The sequence below is a fragment of the Methyloglobulus sp. genome (assembly GCF_040079455.1).
Taxonomy (GTDB): Bacteria; Pseudomonadota; Gammaproteobacteria; order Methylococcales; family Methylomonadaceae; genus Methyloglobulus.
Window position 1 is genome coordinate 1 of sequence record NZ_JBEBKJ010000080.1, and the last position, 16,506, is coordinate 16,506.

Here is a 16,506-nt window from a genome sequence, read left to right on the forward strand (position 1 = left end):
TACCGAAGGGGAGTTGTGCATCGTGACGAACCGAGGACGAACGCGGGCAGCCGAAGGCATTAATCGCCACGTGAATTTTCGCCGCTAAAATCGGATGGATCCCATTTTAGCTTTCGCGAAAAATAGTGCCGCGCTTAGGTGCTTAATGGCTAAGTTGTAAATTGTGTCGGGTAGATAGTGCTTATCTGACCCATCAAAAACGACGGTATTGTCGTGTGGTTATAGATTGGATGGTTTGAAAGGAAGCTCCATCATGGTGTATTGGATTATTTTGTATGAAAATCAATAGTCCCTATTGTTTCGAATTAATAACACAAACGCATTCTGTTAATTATGAAAAACCTTATAAAAATTCTTTACACCGCCATGTTGGCTACCGCACCACTGTGTCAAGCGATGGAAACTGATTTTTTCGCAGCTGCACATCCTGATGATTGGCAACTGTTCATGAATCCCACTACTTACAACAAGGTGCAAAATCATGCCAATAAGATAGTCTTTATCCACGCTAGCGCTGGAGATGCGGGAACATTTGCTGATCCTTATAGTATGTCACCTTATTACTTAGCGCGTGAAGAAGGTTCACTTAGATCAATACGTTTTGTTGAGAATGCCGATGGACAGGGTAGAGGACTACACATCAAATCTTCCGTTACTATCAATAACCATAATTTGGTTCGGTATACTTATGGCAACACAGTCGCTTATTTTTTAAGACTGCCTGATGGAAATTTTTCTGGTTCTGGTTATGGGTCAAAGAACGGCTTCCCCTACAGTAATGAGTCGCTCTATCGATTGATGACAAACCAAATAAGTTCAATCCATGCAGTAGATAATAGTACAGTTTATAAGGGCTGGTCTGATCTCACGACTACACTTTCCATGATCGTGGATTATGAAGGTACTGGTTCCAGCAAAATCACTTTTAATATTCATGATACAGATACAAATCTTAATCCAGGGGATCATTATGATCATTTAGATACTTCCCTTGCAATGCAGGATGTCGCGGCACAAAAATCCTGTGTTGATCTTAATATGTATCTTGGATATACCACCATGAATAAACCGGTTAATTTAAGTCAAAACGAACTAATCACGGATGCCGCTACTTGGGGAGTCACCACCTCTGGACTTTCGGATAAATCTCGCTCAAGTACTTGGCCTTCTCATAATGTTTGGCTAGGTAAAAACTATTTTCGTACTGTAACAGCAGGAACGGCTTGTGTTGATAAACCAAATTTAGCGTTTAGCGCCGCAGCAACTGCGTCTAGTGAAAATATCGCAACTGGACAAACTGCTCAGAAAGCTATTGATGGTGTAACTAATGGTTACCCAGTCGATTACACTAAAGAATGGGTTTCCAGTGGAGGTAAAGCCGGCGTATCTCTAAAGTTAACCTGGAATTCGACAGTCAGTATCAGTAAGGTTGTCTTATATGACCGCCCAAATTTGAATGATCAAATTACTGCCGCTAGATTAATATTTGATAATGGCATCTCAATCTCAGTACCCACCCTAACTAATAATGGCTCAGGAGACGCTATTTCATTCCCTACAGTCAATGCTAAAACTGCAACACTGCAAATTGATGGTGTAAGCAGCAAAACCTTGAATGTAGGGTTATCGGAAATACAATTCTATTAAAGCGCACGATGGATTGAGTTTGTGCCCTCAGTGGTTGCAATGAAAGCAATCACAGAAGATCTGTCAAAGAATCAATAGGGGATCAATCTGGCTGGATGATGATTGTGATATGAGCGAATGTAGCCGATAGTTTCTATTAGTCGTAATCTAGTCATATTAAACCTTCGATTTAAGCGAAAATGACTTATGGGCATCTCTAATAATCCCCCCCATTGCCCCATGGTTTTTGCATACCCTGAAATAGCCCTAAAATGAGAAAATAGTGGCCACTCCATCAAGGCCTGATCAAGCCCATGACACGACTCCGCCAACCAGGATTATTTGATATCGAAGAACGCGCCGCTCAATTGGCCGACATGGGCGATCCCCTGGTGGGATTGAAGGCCCGCATAGACTGGGAGTCGTTCCGGCCTGAACCCAATCGGGCGTATGAGAAGGACAGAAAAAGTAATGCCGGTGCCAAGCCCATCGATGTCGTGCTGATGTTTAACGTGCGGGTGCTCCAGTAACGGCACAACCTATCGGATGATGGCATCGAACACCAGATCCGCGACCGCTTCAGTTTCATGCGCTTTTTGGGACTGCAACTGGAAGGCCGCGTCCCTGATGCCAAAACCGTCTGGTTGTTTCGGGATCAGCTTAAGGCCTTGGGCTTGGTTGAAAGATTGTTCGCCGGTTTCCACCGGCAACTGGCAACCTAAGGCTATATTGCCCAGGCCGGGCAACTAGTCGATGCCACCTTTGTCGAAGTGCCACGGCAGTTAAATTACGATTAATAGATGTTCCCTTAAGGATCTATAAAACTTAACTGCATTTAAGTTGTTATTCTAGTTTTAACGGTTATTATTATGCGCTAGTTTGTTGTTATCTTTCGCTTCCCATGCACCTACATGAAATCTAGCCAGCAGGCCGAGCAATCTTTTCGGGAAGAGGGATAAGCATAAAAAGTCAGATTTACCTGACTTTTCCTGTGCCAACTTACCTGAACGAAGCCTATCAAGCCGAGCAGAATCGGCTGAAGACCCGCACGGGGACGGTTCACGCCAGCATTGCTGACACGGCCGATTTTTTGGTCGGGCAAATTAAGCAGCTAACCGCACAGATAGGCGAGCCTATAGGCCAAGATCCTACGCTGAAACAAAACCGTGCCTTGTTATATTCCATCCCAGGCATCGGCGACAAGACAGCGCCTTGACTGTTGGCGTATCTTGGCGCAGGAGAACGATTTGGGCGAGGCAAACAGGCGGCGGCTTTTGCAGGCCTGTCGCCACGGCCTTGGCAATCAGGTTCAAGCATCCAGGGTAATCGCGCATCTCCAAAACGGGGCATACCGACTTAAGCAGGGTATTGTTTATGCCCACGTTAGCGATGTATGGACGCAAAAAAGCGTTCCTGGCATTTGTCACGCGCTTTAAAGTAAGCGGTAAAACCCCAAGAGAAATCGTGGTGGCGTTAAGGCGTAAAATTATTACCATTGCTCAAGCAGCACTAAAATCGCAGGTACCTTTTAATCCTGAATTGCATGCAAACTATTGCTCCGGCCTTTTAAAGTTTTAAGTCAAGCTAATTGAATGTATTGATACGCATGGCTTTAATTCAGAAATAATTCAAACTTCACAATGCCGAATCTATAAGTGCTTTTTTGCGAAAAATGGTTGACGGGGTTAACGGTATCTACCAAGCACGCCACTATTTTTGGCGGCGAAAAATCACGTGGCAATTAATGCCTACGGCTGCTTGGATTCTGCGGCGCACAACTCCGCAGCTGCTACGCTGTGTACCACGGCTACCCAAATGACTTGACACCTGTCGGATGGCCTTGCATTTTTACTACGCTTCCGCTCGCGCTCCAACTCCGTCAAAACACTGGACACTAAGGTTTCCGAGAGGCATCGTACTCCGCACTACTAACGTTACGCTTCCCGCACTCCTTCATAGCAATAATGTCACTAAATATTTCATCCCCCAACCTCACTAGCTCATCCGTCAACACCTCCACCCTAATCCCGCCTTTATTCGCAAGCGCACGAATAATTTCAGGATGAGATAAAGCGGTTGCCGGAAAATTTCTCGCCATTACTTTGCAAGGTTCACACAGTTCAATCCCTCGACATAATACTTTACCCAAACGAAAAGTAAGGCCAACCAATGTGTTTAATTGAATACCCTCAGTTACAAAATTTCGCCGAGCAGCGCTTAACGAGATGGATTGGTGATAGTTGCGGTTGAATTCAACGATTATCTCTGATTCAATCAGCGTGATATTTTTGCCTGGATGTTTTGGGCGCAAGCCAAAATAACGATCCCCCACAATTCCCTTGCCTGTTTTTAGTTGCACGGTTTCGATGGCAACCTGTTCGGCGTAATGTTCAGGCGCAACAAAAATGGCGATGATACGGCCTGTCATATGGTGATATTTAAAATTATGATAATAATCGGCTTTTTCGGCTTTTTCGGCTTGTGAGGAATAAATACATGCCTATCGTAAGCCATAGGCCGATCAGTAAATGGCAAACGAAATAGATTAGCATAGCGATGATACTGCTTGACTGGTAACTAACGGCTAGTTTGGCTGCTCGATCAAGAATGATTAAGCCGACGATACTCAGACTTACAATAAACAGTTTGTCACTGTTTCGAGTGCAAGTTGCTTTGTGCAGAATTTTCGTTTTGCCAGAGCGCAGCCCTAAACATAAGCCGAGTGTTAATCCCCCTAGCTGGCTTGATAGTAATCCTGAAGTAAAAAACGCTGCTATGGAGATTATGGTGAGACCAATTAGCCAAGAATACTTATTTCTAATTATCCAGTGATGCGGCAATTTATTATCAATGTAAACAAATAAGATTAACGTCAGCAGACCAATCATTGCACCGACAATAACATCGGAGAAAAAATGCACGCCCCAGTAAACACGAGAGAGGGCGCAGCCAGTCAGTAAAAATATCACCAATCCTAAGCTCAATCTTTGTTTTTGCGTTGGCAACAAATGTTTCAATGAATACCAGCAATATCCCCAGAATGTAGTGGCAATCAGTACGTGTCCGCTTGGTAAGCCAAAGCCGTATGCTTCCATGCGTTGCAATTTTGGCATTACATGAAAGGGACGGGGGAGGGCAAAGGCAACTTTTAATACGCTGTCCAATTCAGATGCCATTATCACTAATATGAGACATCGTATTCCAATCTCCCAACCACGAAAAACCCAAATCAGCGGAATCAGAATAAAAAACCCCATTCTTTCTCCGGCTAGGTTAAATAGCCGAAATAAGAGGTCGTACTGTGGGGCAAGGTGATGTTGTAGATTGCTGATTGCGTTCAGTTCGACTTTGTGAAGAGGGCTAGTCGGTATGTCTGTTTCAGACAATAACACGGAATGGCTTCGCCATTCTTTATAGCGATTAAAGTCAGGTAAAACTTGGAGTTGATTAGGGAATCGCAACTCTTCTTTTTTGAGTGTGTCTGGTCGAGCTAAATAAACTTGGCGAATTTCAATCGAAAAATGGGGTGCATTTAATGCGTAAATAAGCGGCTTAGATTCAAAGCCATGAGAAGTTAAAATAGGTATAGCTTGGTTGCTTTTGCATAAATATTGGGCAGAGTCATTTTCCGTGCTAACCACTGGGCCAACGGCAATAAGTAAACCAGTTTCTTCATAAGTTTCTCGTTTTGCGGCTTTTTGAGGGCTCTCTCCTTGGGTGATATAGCCGCCAGGAAACGATAAGCGGTTGCTTAAGTAATCCCTTACCAATACAATTTCATCGTTAACAAAAATGACGCAAGCAGCACCCTTGAATTCCTGTGCCTTGGAAGGTGTGGTAAGCATAAGGAATATCATGAAGGCATATGAAACATGAAGGCGGGTAATTGATTTTTCGTCTTTCATCTAGCATCAATAATAATTTTCACCAATAATCATACGCTTAATTGCTTGGCTCTTGGCAATAAAGCTTTCTGGATTCAGTGTTCCAGCTCGTTTATCCAAGTAGTCGTTTCAGAATTAAACATCAAGCCATCCATCATCATCTTCACTTTTTAGTGAATTTATGGTAGTATCTGCTCCCTAAAAAATTTCCAACTTTACTGAAAGGTACTCAAATTATGGCAAAGAATTTACTTGAACAACTCAGAGAAATGACGGTTGTTGTGTCTGACACTGGCGACATACAAGCCATTGAAACTTTCAAACCACAAGACGCTACAACTAATCCATCGTTGATTACTGCGGCGGCACAAATGCCACAATACCAGGATATTGTTGATGATACGCTGAAAGCTGCCAGAAATAAGCTAGGCAATGATGCAACGTCCGCACAAGTTGCTTCTTTGGCGTTTGACCGTTTGGCGGTTTCTTTCGGTCTAAAAATACTCGAAATTATTCCTGGTCGTGTTTCAACAGAAGTTGATGCCAGACTTTCTTATGATACAGAAGCGACTATCGCAAAAGGCCGCGAATTGATTGCCCAATATCAAGAAAAAGGCATTTCCAAAGATCGTGTGCTGATTAAAATTGCTTCAACTTGGGAAGGCATACAAGCTGCTGCCGTATTGGAAAAAGAAGGTATACATTGCAACCTGACTCTATTGTTTGGCCTACATCAAGCAATCGCTTGTGCCGAAAATGGCATCACCTTGATTTCACCTTTCGTTGGTCGAATCTTGGATTGGTACAAAAAAGATACGGGTCGTGACTCATATCCATCTGCTGAAGATCCAGGCGTACTTTCTGTAACTGAAGTTTACAATTACTATAAAAAATTCGGTTATAAAACAGAAGTTATGGGCGCAAGCTTCCGCAACATCGGTGAAATTACCGAACTGGCTGGTGTCGATCTATTGACTATTGCACCGTCATTATTAGCAGAATTGCAAGCGGCAACAGGCGAATTACCGCGTAAATTAGATCCGCAAACAGCAGCAAATTCGGCTATTACGAAGATAAATATGGACAAGGCAACATTTGACCGTATGCACACAGAAAACCGGATGGCTAATGATAAACTTGCTGAAGGCATCCTAGGTTTTGAAAAGGCACTAGAATCTCTTGAAGAACTGCTGTCTGCGCGTCTTGCGAAGCTGGAAGGAAAAGAAGCCATGCCAGCCTAATGAATTTTTGCATTCTAACAAGTGCTTGAATTTTAAGTAAACAATATCGCTCCGATACTTCGTGTCGGGGCGATTTTACTATATACCTACAAAATTAATTATTATGTCACAGAAAATTTTAGATGCAGTTAAACCCGGCGTTGTAACCGGTAATGATGTGCAAAAAGTCTTTGCAATATGTAAAGAAAATAGTTTCGCATTACCCGCCGTTAATGTTATCAATACAGATACCATCAATGCTGTATTAGAAGCGGCTGCCAAAGTTAAATCGCCAGTCATTATCCAGTTTTCAAATGGTGGAGCACAATTTTACGCCGGCAAAGGGCTAAAATTGGAAGGCCAACAAAATGCCATATTAGGCGCAATTTCAGGCGCACAGCATGTTCACCTGATGGCTGAAAAATATGGTGTACCTGTCATTCTTCATACCGACCACGCGGCAAAAAAATTGTTACCGTGGATTGATGGTTTGTTAGATGCTGGCGAAAAACATTTTGCCGCTACCGGAAAACCACTATTTAGTTCGCACATGCTCGATTTGTCTGAAGAAAGCCTGAAAGAAAACATTGAGATTTGCGGAGAATACCTCAAACGCATGTCCAAGATGGATATGACGTTGGAAATCGAGTTAGGCGTTACCGGTGGCGAGGAAGACGGCGTTGACAACACTGACATGGATCACTCCTTGTTGTATACGCAGCCAGAAGATGTGGCTTATGCGTATGAAGAGTTGAGCAAAATTAGCCCTAGGTTCACCATTGCTGCGTCTTTTGGTAATGTTCACGGCGTGTACAAACCCGGTAACGTTAAATTAACGCCAACAATCTTGGCAAATTCGCAAAAATACGTTTCAGAAAAATATGGTGTTGCTAAAAACACCTTGGACTTCGTATTCCACGGCGGTTCAGGTTCAACGCCAGCAGAGATCAAAGAATCCATCAGCTATGGTGTTGTTAAAATGAATATCGACACCGATACCCAATGGGCAACTTGGGCGGCGGTAATGGAATTTTACAAGAAAAATGAAGGTTATTTACAAGGTCAAATCGGTAATCCAGAAGGAGACGATAAACCTAATAAAAAATATTACGATCCACGTGTATGGCAACGTGCCGGTGAGGTCGGTATGGTGACTCGTTTGGAACAGGCATTTCAAGAATTGAATTCAGTCGGTTCTTTGTAAATAAAGTATAGCCATCGCATTAAAAACAGTCCGTAAGAAATCTCAGGGTTGTTTACGGATGGGTTGGTTAAAATTAAGCGGTAAGTTTTCCTAAGGAGTGGTGTTATTCGGAGTCTTATCGGGGTTTGGCAGTGTTAAAAGTTAATGAAGTAATGGCAGTGTCGGTGTCCTTGAATGGCTGTTGATGGTATCGCATGACCATGAGGGGCGCTGATTGCTTGAATGGACTTCTGGGTGTGCCTTGCTGTACACGGACGTTGACGAAGGCGCGTCGGTGAGTGTTCATTGCCGTTGTCCGAATAGGCATAGTCAGTTTGGGTAAGGTCATAGCATTTAGGCGGTCATATTGTCGTTGAGGAAGTTAGCAGGCTGTGTCTTGTGGGCAGGAATGCCCACATACAGTTCACGCGAGGGATCGTCGATGACGACATACAAGACGCTAACCAAATTGTAAATGTGCAGGAAGTGCTAAAAGATAGTGTCAAGCTTACCTAAAGTGTCTATATAATGCCAAAAGGCAGGGGTGATAACAGATGATCTACTTTGATCATAATGCCACTACGGCAATAGATGATCGAGTGCTCGAAACAATGTTGCCTTTTCTGAAATTCTTTTTTGGTAATCCCTCCAGTTTATATCGACACGGAAGACTAGTTAGAAGTGCTATAGACACCGCACGGGAACAAATCGCTGGGGTCATTGGAGTGCACGTCACGCAGATAATTTTTACCAGTGGCGGAACCGAAGCTAACAACCTTGCTTTAACGGCAATAAAATCGGATTCCAAATTAGCCATATCAGCTGTTGAGCATCCTTCAATTACTGAACCTGCTGAATATCTGGCTCGTCAAGGCCACGAATTGAAGTTTATTGGTGTTGATCGAAACGGTATTGTTAGCCAAGAAGCGATAAATGAGATCATTCAACAACGCCCAGCTTTGGTTTCAATCATGCTGGCAAATAACGAGACAGGTGTTATTCAGGACGTTGCTCATTATGCTCAGCAATTAAAGAATAAGGGTATTATCGTACATACCGACGCTGTACAGGCTTTGGGTAAAATCCCCATTGATTTTAAACGCCTAGGTGTGAATATGATGACCTTGTCTAGCCATAAAATTTATGGACCAAAAGGCTGCGGTGCGCTAATAGTTGATAAAGACGTTAATCTAAAAGCTATGCTTTTGGGTGGTGGACAAGAGCAAGGGTTGAGGGCTGGCACGGAAAATGTACCTGCTATAATAGGCTTTGGTAAAGCGGCGGAACTTGCAGGATTAGAACTTGCCCAACGCGCTGGACATTTGTTAAAGCTGAGAAATATTTTGGAAGATCGCTTACTGTCTATTCAGGGAATTAGCATTTTTGCGAAAGATGTAGAAAGATTACCGAATACAGTACAATTTGGCATGGAAGGAATGGATGGCGAAATGTTGCTTATGAAGCTCGACAAGAAGGGCATAGCAGTATCAAGCGGTTCGGCGTGTGCCAGTGGTGGCGGTAAACCCAGTTCGGTACTTGTGGCGATGGGTGTAACGGCAGAACTTGCCAAGGGTGCAATTCGTGTCAGCTTGGGGAAATCCAATACTGAAGAGGAAATTATCGAATTTATTGATTTACTGGAAACCCTGGTGACCCCAGGCTAGAGGTGGTTTATGGCAGTATCTTTAACAGAAAGCGCAGCACGGCAAATTAAAAAGCAGTTGGAAAAGCGTGGCAAAGGTGTCGGCCTAAAACTAGGTATCAGAAAATCCGGTTGTTCCGGTTATGCGTATACCTTGGATTATTCCGATACTGTTGGAGGCGATGACGCAGTCTTTGAAGATTTCGGAGTTAAAGTCATTGTGCAAAAAAATGACTTAGTATTTATTGACGGAATACAACTTGATTACCGCAGGGAAGGTATTAATGAAGCGTTTCAATTCAATAACCCCAATGTTACGGGGAGTTGTGGTTGCGGGGAGAGCTTTACCGTCAATTAAAAAACAAAAAATCTGACTTTGCTTGATTAACGAAGTCAGGTTTTTTAGGTTAATAGGGTATCACCTGTAATTAGGTGGATTTACGTTTAACTCCGAACAAGCCTAGCAAACCAGAACCAAATAGCCAGAGAGCCGCAGGGACAGGAACTGCGTCTACATGGACATCGCTTCCGTTTTTATCTTCATGATGCTCATATTTATGTTCATCATCGTTGTCGTTTTTGCTCATTTGTAAATAGATATTGTGTTCTTCGTGGTCGCCTTTAATGAGATCTTCGAGTTCATTTTTAACATCAAATTCGACTATTTTCTCATTATCACTAGATTTTTTGTCATCAGACTTAGCACTTGTTTCATGATGAGCAGATGTCGAGTCAGATTTTTTCGTTGCGGCATAAGCACCTGTAACGAATCCGGAAAGCAGCACCACTATTAATAAACAGAATCGAATTTTCATAACCATCTCCAAAAAATTAACAACCATTTACGGAATGCGAGTAAGCAATTTCTAGTAACTAGCCTAGTCACCCAGATTTTATTAGCAGACATTCAGCCATATCAAAAAACCGATCAGTCACATTAACAATCTTTGTAAAGCGAAGGATAAAGATTCACTCAAACTGTTGGTGTTTTAATGTGGTTATATTTTGATGCAAAATTTTGTGTAAGAAAATACGTACAACTACCTATGGGCATTGAACTTTTGGAAAAAAAGCTCAAGTTTGCATAAGTATGAGGCGTTTTAATATTCGTTTAAAGTACAGAGGTAGTGAGTTCAGCGTTTCCCATACCGCAATAACATGCATGGCAACAGCAATAAATTCAACAAGGTAGAAGAAAATAAGCCGCCGATGATGATTGCCGCCATAGGCCCCATGATTTCTGAACCTGGATTGTCACTATTGAAAGCAATCGGGAACATGGCTAGTGCGGTGACTAGGGCGGTCATTAGAATGGACGGCAACCGTTCTTGTGCGGCTAGGGTGATGGTGTCCAGATTCCAGGTTTTGCCTTCGTAATTGACCAAATACTGGCAATGTGACAACAGCATAATGCTGTTACGTACGGTAATGCCAAATAACGTAATAAAGCCAACAACAGAGCCGACGGACAGTGGGGTTCCGGTAAGGATAACCGCGACGATGCCGCCGACCAGGGCAAAAGGCAGATTGGCGAGGGTGAGCAATGCCTGCCGAAGATTGCCGATAGCTAAATATATTAGTATCAACACACCAGCGCCAGCTAACAGGGAATGCAGGATGAGTTTAGTCCGCGCTTTGGCTTGTTCGACGGCTGCTCCGGTAAACTCAGGGTAGGTATCAGCCGTGAATGCGATTTCCTTTAGTACCCGCGATTTTAGTGTTCGCACAAAATCATCCATATCCCCATCAATAATGTTGGCGGTGATGGTTTGCTTACGTTGTGAATTCTGGCGAAGGATATTGTAACGACCGGTATTGGGCTTGATGTCAGCCACTTGCGCCAACGTGATAAGCGTTCCGTCTAGCGTTTTTATGGGTAAGTCACTGATGGAAAGGATATTTGTCTTTTGTTCCGGCAACAGGGTGACGGCAATATCGAAAACCTTATTGCCTTCAAATGTTTTACCAACCACAGTGGTTTCGTAAGCGCTTTGCAAACAAATCATCACTTGTTCCGGCGTTACGCCCCAGAAACTAAGTTGGTTCAAATTCAAATGCACTTGTACGAAAGGCGTGCCGGGCGGAGAACGTACCTGGACATTACTCGCACCTGGAATAGTTTTGATGATTTCGGCAACGGCCTCGGCTTTTCCATCAAGTGTATTCAAATCGTTGCCGAAAATATTGACGACGACAGGCGAGGTGTAACCGGAGATGGTTTCATCCACGCGTTCAATCAAAAAAGTATTGGCTTCAAAACCGATACCGGGGAAATGCCCCAAACTATCTCTTAGCTTATCTAATATTTCTTGTTGGCCTGTACCTGAGTTCGGTTTCAGACGAATTTCGTATTCGCTGTAATGGCTGCCGTAGGTGTCCGCACCCCGTTCTGCCCGTCCAGCCCATTGCGATACCGACTCCACGCCGGGAATCGCCATGAATTGTCCAGTGAGTTGACTGCCTATGCGTATGGATTCCGTCAGGGATGTACCGGGAATGCTTGCAGTGTGAACGATATAATGGCCTTCGCGCAATTCGGGTAAAAATTTGTGGTCGATAGTGAAAAAAGCTATCAAACTCGATAAGCAAGCTACCATGCTTACTAGCAATATTGGCTTGAAATGGCGATATGCTGCCAGTAACCATTTTTTGTAAGATTCTTTGATGGCTTTAATCAATGGAGGGTCTTTAGTTTCTAGGTCGTAACGCCCCAGCAAGGCGTGGCAAAGCGCTGGGGTTAAAGTCAACGCGACCAGCAACGATAGTAATATTGCCAAGATATAGGAATACCCCAGCGGTGCGAATAGACGGCCAGCTACGCCGTCCAAGGTCAATAACGGCACAAACACCAACGCCACAATAAAGCTGGCATAGACGACAGAACCGCGCACTTCCAGGGATGCGGCGTTAATCACGTCATCTGTGGGCAAAGGTTGGGGGTATAATCGATTCTCCCGCAGCCTTCGGAAAATGTTTTCGGTGTCGATAATCGCATCGTCAACCACCTCGCCCAACGCGATAGCCAAACCGCCCAGCACCACAATATTGAGGTTGACTCCTGCCTCCAGCAAAACCATCACAGCACCCAACAAGGACACAGGTATCGCTAGTGCAGATATGAGTGCGGCACGGGCGTTAAACAGAAACACGTAAAGGATTACCAGCACAAATAGTCCACCCACCAATAAATGCCTGGATAAATTGCTTATTGAGCGTTCAATATAATCGGCTGGACGAAATAAATGCGGATAAAACGTAATGCCTTGTTTGCTAAGGGTAGGGCTGAGTTCTTTCAACTTCTCTTCAAGAGCTTTGGAAACCGATAAGGTGTTAGCGCCATATTGGGCAATCACCATGATGACAATACCGGGTTTGCCCATGATTTGGGCCGCACCTATCGCAGGTTTTGGCGCGTAAGTGATGGTTGCTACTTCACCTAGCGTAATGTTAGCGCCCTTATCGCGCTTGACGATGATTTTAGCAAATTGTTCCGGTGTAGCCGGTAGTCCGCTAACTTGTACCGTAAAACGCTGGTTAAGGTTTTCGACAAAACCGCTGCCTTGGATATTTGCAGCTTGGGAAGTCGCTTGGATGACCTCATCCAAAGACAGGTTGAAGCGCTTTAGTTGAGCGGGATCAACTTGTATCTGCAGTTGCTTTATATCACCACCAAACACATTTACATCGGCAACCCCAGGGACAGCGTTTAGGCGCGGTGCAATAGTCCAATCGACCAAGCTACGTAAACTCATTAAATCGACCTGATCGGAGCTTAAACCCAAGGTCAGTACCGTGGCTGAAGAAGAGGACAGCGGCAAAACAACGGGTGAAATTCCTTTTGGTAAATGTGTCGGCAACTGAGTTAGCCGTTCGCTGATAAGCTGACGATTGCGGTAAATATCGCTATTTTCAGTGAAGATAGCGGTAATAATCGATAAGCCCTGAATCGATTCTGAACGCACGGATTGCAAACCTATTACTCCACTAATCGCCAGTTCAATTTGCTGGGTAACTAATAGCTCAACTTGTTCAGAAGAAAGTCCTGGCGATTCAGTTTGGATGATGACTTGCTTGGGCGAGAATTCAGGAAAGATGTCCAGGCCCGCTGTGGAAAAGCGGTAAGCGCCAACCGACAATATCAGAATGGCGATTGCAATTACAACGCCATAATAACGTATAGAAAATCGGATTAGGCAAGCTAGCATAGTTTGATTAAACGCACAGACAAATAAGGTTGGGATGGAGGGGTTTTAGATTTATTTTGCTAACCAATTCGATATATGTTCGTTCTAGTGGGCTGTTCTCAATTAACCATAACCAATTGAATATAATTAATTAATCATAAGTAACCCCCCAGCTCTGCTGGGGGACTCACAAAGTTTGACAATTACGGGCATCATCGAGAGTCTCCCTATCTGTGAACCGCCTAAAGTTCAAAAGATAAGGAAACAAACGATGAATACACCAGAAAGTTTAAAACATACAAGTTGGGAATGTAAGTACCACATAGTTTGGATACCGAAATACCGTAAGAAAAGCCTTTATGAGAAGTTGAGGCAATACCTGGGTTCGACGCTAAAAGATTTGGCCTTGCAAAAGGAATACAAGATTGAGGAAGGGCATTTGATGTCAGACCATGCCCATCTTTTAATCTCGATTCCCCTAAAATATTCAGTTTCACAAGTTGTTGGATTTATTAAAGGTAAAAGCGCGATATCGATAGCACGGACTTATATGGGCCGAAGAAAGAACTTCACAGGCCAAATTTTGGGCCAGAGGTTATTATGTTTCAACAGTGGGTAGAGGCGAGGGAACGGTGCGAAATTACATCAGGCATCAAGAAGCCGAGGATCAGCGAATAGAACAACTTAACTTATTTTAAGGCACCGCTACCTTTAGGTGGTGCAATAACTAACCCGCTTTGAGCGGTTCATATTTTCAAGTCTCCGGCTTTGCCGGAGGTTTTTGACTTTTAAAATATTGATTATTTTGTAACTAATTGATTTTTTCAACAAACATCCTAATTGAGAACAGCCCCTAGTATCATAGATCTGAAATTCGTACTGATTTGGATGGCCTACCATACAGGCAGGTATCATTAAAGGCAATCTCTAAAAATTCAAAAAACTCCTTCTCCCATCGGGAGAAGGTTGGGATGAGGGATTTAAAATCAAGCACTTGCAGCCCTCACCCTAGCCCCTCTCCCAGAGGGAGAGGGGCTTTTTAGAGATCCCCTAAAATCAAATCTATCCCCTGTATGGCATCGCTTGTCGAATTAAGTTATTGCTTAGGTGGTTTTTATCTGTAAGTGGCTAAATTAGGAGGAAATTACATAAAATACTAGATTGGGATTCATGATGTTTTTAAACCAATAATTGAATAAGTTGCCCGATCTTTTGTTTATAGCATCAATAAACAGATCCAAATATAACTGTTTTGCGCTATATCTATTGGATAATTAACGGTAATTTAGTTAGATTAAGGGTTTCTTAAGAATAGATTGATATCTTAGTTTCGTATAAAGCAGTTGTGTTGCTTGGTCTATCGGTCGTACACTCAGGTTTTTTGAGCTTTTCAAAAATCTTTCACAATAGCTAGCGAAGATACAAATCCACTTTGATTTATAATTTTTAGATATAGCAAAATATAGGTTAAACAAGAGCCAATCTGACGTAGACTACTTGTAGTTCGAGAAAAGTAAAAAACTAAGAAAAACTAAGAAAAATTAAGCAACTATGGATTGATTAATTTTTTCGGTCATTAAGGGATGAAAAATGAATTTCAGAGCTATCTATCAGGCTCTTAGCTTGAAGAGTATTAAGTAAATTTCAAGGAAGGCTTTATGAAAAATAAGTGTCTTCACGCAAGGATAGTTTGAATCCTATTACCATTCTACTCTTCCTATTGTGAGATAGGGTCGAAAAGTTATAGATCTTTGCAATACATCAAAGCATGGTTGAGTTGCGACTTAAATGTTAATAAAACTTATTGGAGATAATAAAGTGAAAAAACTATTAATTATTGTAAGTTTAGCAACATCGGCATTATCGTTTCAGGCTAACGCAGCCACGTTATCCTGGGTGGGTTACCCTCCTGCTAATGGCACGACTGACGGTAGCACTCCTAATGCGTTGTTTGGTGATTACGAAAATCATATACCTAAAGGATCAATTAAACATAACTGGGTGTTTAGCATAAGCTGCGCTATCAGTACTTATCGGTGTGGCGCGGCAAGTGATGTCAGTGTTGATGTTCAAGAAGTTACGAAAGGCGGCTTTGATGATCTTAAAGTAACCTTGGATAATAAGGATTTATTAAGCCATAACAGTTTTGGTGGTTGGTCATTTGAAGGCTTACTGACTCCTGGAGAGCACACCATTGGCCTTAACGGAAAAGTCAATAAAAAAGCAGGTGAGCTAGACATCAGAGTTAATGCCCTTGCTGCTGCAATTGCGACTCCAATCCCCGCAGCGGTTTGGTTGTTTGGATCTAGTTTGCTGGGCTTGTTTGGCTTGGCATATCTTAGAAGAACAGCCATTTTCGGCACTACTTATTAGTAGTGTGTTGAGAGTTTATTAAAAAAGGGAGGCTTGCCTCCCTTTTTTAATGCATAACTTATCCTACTACGGCAGCCAAAAAGCTGTTTGCCGAGCCAGTGCTGACACAAAGTGTTTGTTCATTTATTAAACGGAATCATCCCTATTTAGCCAAAAAGCGACAATATTATTTGCGTGACAATCCCCTTCATATGGTTTTTCAGATTCAGGAAACTTCTAAAAACATCATCTCCCATAGAGAATGCTGAAATGATGTCTGTAACCGTTGGATTTTATTGTCCTATCACCCCAACCTTTTTCTTTAGGAGAAGGACGTATTTGAATTTTCAGAAGTTTCCTTAAGCTATTGATTCAGATTAATAAAATAGACCGATAATTTAAATAACCTTAATAG

The 16,506-nt window shown here is 42.8% G+C and carries 15 protein-coding genes and 1 pseudogene; 10 read left to right on the plus strand and 6 right to left on the minus strand.

Annotated elements, in window-relative coordinates:
• Positions 1–333 precede the first annotated feature (333 nt).
• Both ABL924_RS14810 and ABL924_RS14815 read left to right on the plus strand, forming a co-directional pair.
• The gene (locus ABL924_RS14810) at positions 334–1,647 is read left to right on the plus strand and encodes a hypothetical protein (protein ID WP_349027872.1); all 1,314 of its coding nucleotides are present in this window, start codon (positions 334–336) and stop codon (positions 1,645–1,647) included.
• 293 nt (positions 1,648–1,940) lie between these two features.
• Positions 1,941–2,156 (plus strand): hypothetical protein, encoded by a 216-nt coding sequence (locus tag ABL924_RS14815; protein WP_349027873.1) that lies wholly within the window; start codon positions 1,941–1,943, stop codon positions 2,154–2,156.
• A gap of 9 nt (positions 2,157–2,165) precedes the next feature.
• Here ABL924_RS14815 and ABL924_RS14820 read toward each other — a convergent pair whose 3' ends face one another.
• Positions 2,166–2,372 carry a hypothetical protein gene (locus tag ABL924_RS14820; RefSeq protein WP_349027874.1) on the minus strand — a complete coding sequence of 69 codons (207 nt, stop codon included), beginning with the start codon at positions 2,370–2,372 and terminating at the stop codon, positions 2,166–2,168.
• Between the two features lie 245 nt (positions 2,373–2,617).
• On the opposite strand from ABL924_RS14820, the gene ABL924_RS14825 reads away from it, so the two are divergent.
• Positions 2,618–2,842: a hypothetical protein gene (locus ABL924_RS14825; protein WP_349027875.1), complete on the plus strand. Its 225-nt coding sequence runs from the start codon at positions 2,618–2,620 to the stop codon at positions 2,840–2,842.
• A 158-nt stretch (positions 2,843–3,000) separates the two neighbouring features.
• Positions 3,001–3,204 carry a hypothetical protein gene (locus ABL924_RS14830; protein WP_349027876.1) on the plus strand — a complete coding sequence of 68 codons (204 nt, stop codon included), beginning with the start codon at positions 3,001–3,003 and terminating at the stop codon, positions 3,202–3,204.
• A 316-nt stretch (positions 3,205–3,520) separates the two neighbouring features.
• Here ABL924_RS14830 and ABL924_RS14835 read toward each other — a convergent pair whose 3' ends face one another.
• Together ABL924_RS14835 and ABL924_RS14840 are read right to left on the minus strand one after the other, a co-directional pair.
• On the minus strand, positions 3,521–4,054 hold the full coding sequence (locus tag ABL924_RS14835) for an MOSC domain-containing protein (protein ID WP_349027877.1): 534 nt from the start codon (positions 4,052–4,054) through the stop codon (positions 3,521–3,523).
• Between the two features lie 16 nt (positions 4,055–4,070).
• Positions 4,071–5,531 carry a phosphatase PAP2 family protein gene (locus ABL924_RS14840; protein ID WP_349027878.1) on the minus strand — a complete coding sequence of 487 codons (1,461 nt, stop codon included), beginning with the start codon at positions 5,529–5,531 and terminating at the stop codon, positions 4,071–4,073.
• 215 nt (positions 5,532–5,746) lie between these two features.
• Between ABL924_RS14840 and ABL924_RS14845 the strand changes: the two genes are divergently transcribed.
• A complete protein-coding gene (locus ABL924_RS14845) occupies positions 5,747–6,751 on the plus strand; it encodes a transaldolase (RefSeq protein WP_349027879.1) in 1,005 nt (334 codons plus the stop codon).
• 103 nt (positions 6,752–6,854) lie between these two features.
• A complete protein-coding gene (gene fbaA / locus ABL924_RS14850; protein WP_349027880.1) occupies positions 6,855–7,934 on the plus strand; it encodes a class II fructose-bisphosphate aldolase in 1,080 nt (359 codons plus the stop codon).
• A gap of 115 nt (positions 7,935–8,049) precedes the next feature.
• On the opposite strand, the gene ABL924_RS14855 is transcribed toward fbaA, so the two are convergent.
• On the minus strand, positions 8,050–8,262 hold the full coding sequence (locus ABL924_RS14855; RefSeq protein ID WP_349027881.1) for a hypothetical protein: 213 nt from the start codon (positions 8,260–8,262) through the stop codon (positions 8,050–8,052).
• 205 nt (positions 8,263–8,467) lie between these two features.
• Between ABL924_RS14855 and ABL924_RS14860 the strand changes: the two genes are divergently transcribed.
• Both ABL924_RS14860 and ABL924_RS14865 read left to right on the plus strand, forming a co-directional pair.
• Complete coding sequence (locus ABL924_RS14860) at positions 8,468–9,577, plus strand: cysteine desulfurase family protein (RefSeq protein ID WP_349027882.1); 1,110 nt, start codon at positions 8,468–8,470, stop codon at positions 9,575–9,577.
• 9 nt (positions 9,578–9,586) lie between these two features.
• The gene (locus tag ABL924_RS14865; protein WP_349027883.1) at positions 9,587–9,913 is read left to right on the plus strand and encodes an iron-sulfur cluster assembly accessory protein; all 327 of its coding nucleotides are present in this window, start codon (positions 9,587–9,589) and stop codon (positions 9,911–9,913) included.
• A 70-nt stretch (positions 9,914–9,983) separates the two neighbouring features.
• On the opposite strand, the gene ABL924_RS14870 is transcribed toward ABL924_RS14865, so the two are convergent.
• Together ABL924_RS14870 and ABL924_RS14875 are read right to left on the minus strand one after the other, a co-directional pair.
• The gene (locus ABL924_RS14870) at positions 9,984–10,370 is read right to left on the minus strand and encodes a PEP-CTERM sorting domain-containing protein (protein ID WP_349027884.1); all 387 of its coding nucleotides are present in this window, start codon (positions 10,368–10,370) and stop codon (positions 9,984–9,986) included.
• Between the two features lie 318 nt (positions 10,371–10,688).
• Complete coding sequence (locus tag ABL924_RS14875; protein ID WP_349027885.1) at positions 10,689–13,760, minus strand: efflux RND transporter permease subunit; 3,072 nt, start codon at positions 13,758–13,760, stop codon at positions 10,689–10,691.
• Positions 13,761–14,010: 250 nt separating this feature from the next.
• Between ABL924_RS14875 and tnpA the strand changes: the two are divergent.
• Both tnpA and ABL924_RS14885 read left to right on the plus strand, forming a co-directional pair.
• Positions 14,011–14,437: pseudogene (gene tnpA / locus ABL924_RS14880) on the plus strand (IS200/IS605 family transposase).
• Between the two features lie 1,120 nt (positions 14,438–15,557).
• Positions 15,558–16,112, plus strand: coding sequence for a hypothetical protein (locus ABL924_RS14885; protein WP_349027886.1), 555 nt, complete (start codon positions 15,558–15,560; stop codon positions 16,110–16,112).
• The last annotated feature ends 394 nt before the right edge of the window (positions 16,113–16,506 follow it).

Excerpts from the sequence above, each read along its gene's own strand:
- ABL924_RS14810 (WP_349027872.1), top strand. The coding sequence starts at position 334 with ATGAAAAACCTTATAAAAATTCTTTACACCGCCATGTTGGCTACCGCA.
- ABL924_RS14815 (WP_349027873.1), top strand. The coding sequence starts at position 1,941 with ATGACACGACTCCGCCAACCAGGATTATTTGATATCGAAGAACGCGCC.
- ABL924_RS14830 (WP_349027876.1), top strand. The coding sequence starts at position 3,001 with ATGCCCACGTTAGCGATGTATGGACGCAAAAAAGCGTTCCTGGCATTT.
- ABL924_RS14835 (WP_349027877.1), bottom strand. The coding sequence starts at position 4,054 with ATGACAGGCCGTATCATCGCCATTTTTGTTGCGCCTGAACATTACGCC.
- ABL924_RS14840 (WP_349027878.1), bottom strand. The coding sequence starts at position 5,531 with ATGAAAGACGAAAAATCAATTACCCGCCTTCATGTTTCATATGCCTTC.
- ABL924_RS14845 (WP_349027879.1), top strand. The coding sequence starts at position 5,747 with ATGGCAAAGAATTTACTTGAACAACTCAGAGAAATGACGGTTGTTGTG.
- fbaA (WP_349027880.1), top strand. The coding sequence starts at position 6,855 with ATGTCACAGAAAATTTTAGATGCAGTTAAACCCGGCGTTGTAACCGGT.
- ABL924_RS14855 (WP_349027881.1), bottom strand. The coding sequence starts at position 8,262 with ATGACCTTACCCAAACTGACTATGCCTATTCGGACAACGGCAATGAAC.
- ABL924_RS14860 (WP_349027882.1), top strand. The coding sequence starts at position 8,468 with ATGATCTACTTTGATCATAATGCCACTACGGCAATAGATGATCGAGTG.
- ABL924_RS14865 (WP_349027883.1), top strand. The coding sequence starts at position 9,587 with ATGGCAGTATCTTTAACAGAAAGCGCAGCACGGCAAATTAAAAAGCAG.
- ABL924_RS14870 (WP_349027884.1), bottom strand. The coding sequence starts at position 10,370 with ATGAAAATTCGATTCTGTTTATTAATAGTGGTGCTGCTTTCCGGATTC.
- ABL924_RS14875 (WP_349027885.1), bottom strand. The coding sequence starts at position 13,760 with ATGCTAGCTTGCCTAATCCGATTTTCTATACGTTATTATGGCGTTGTA.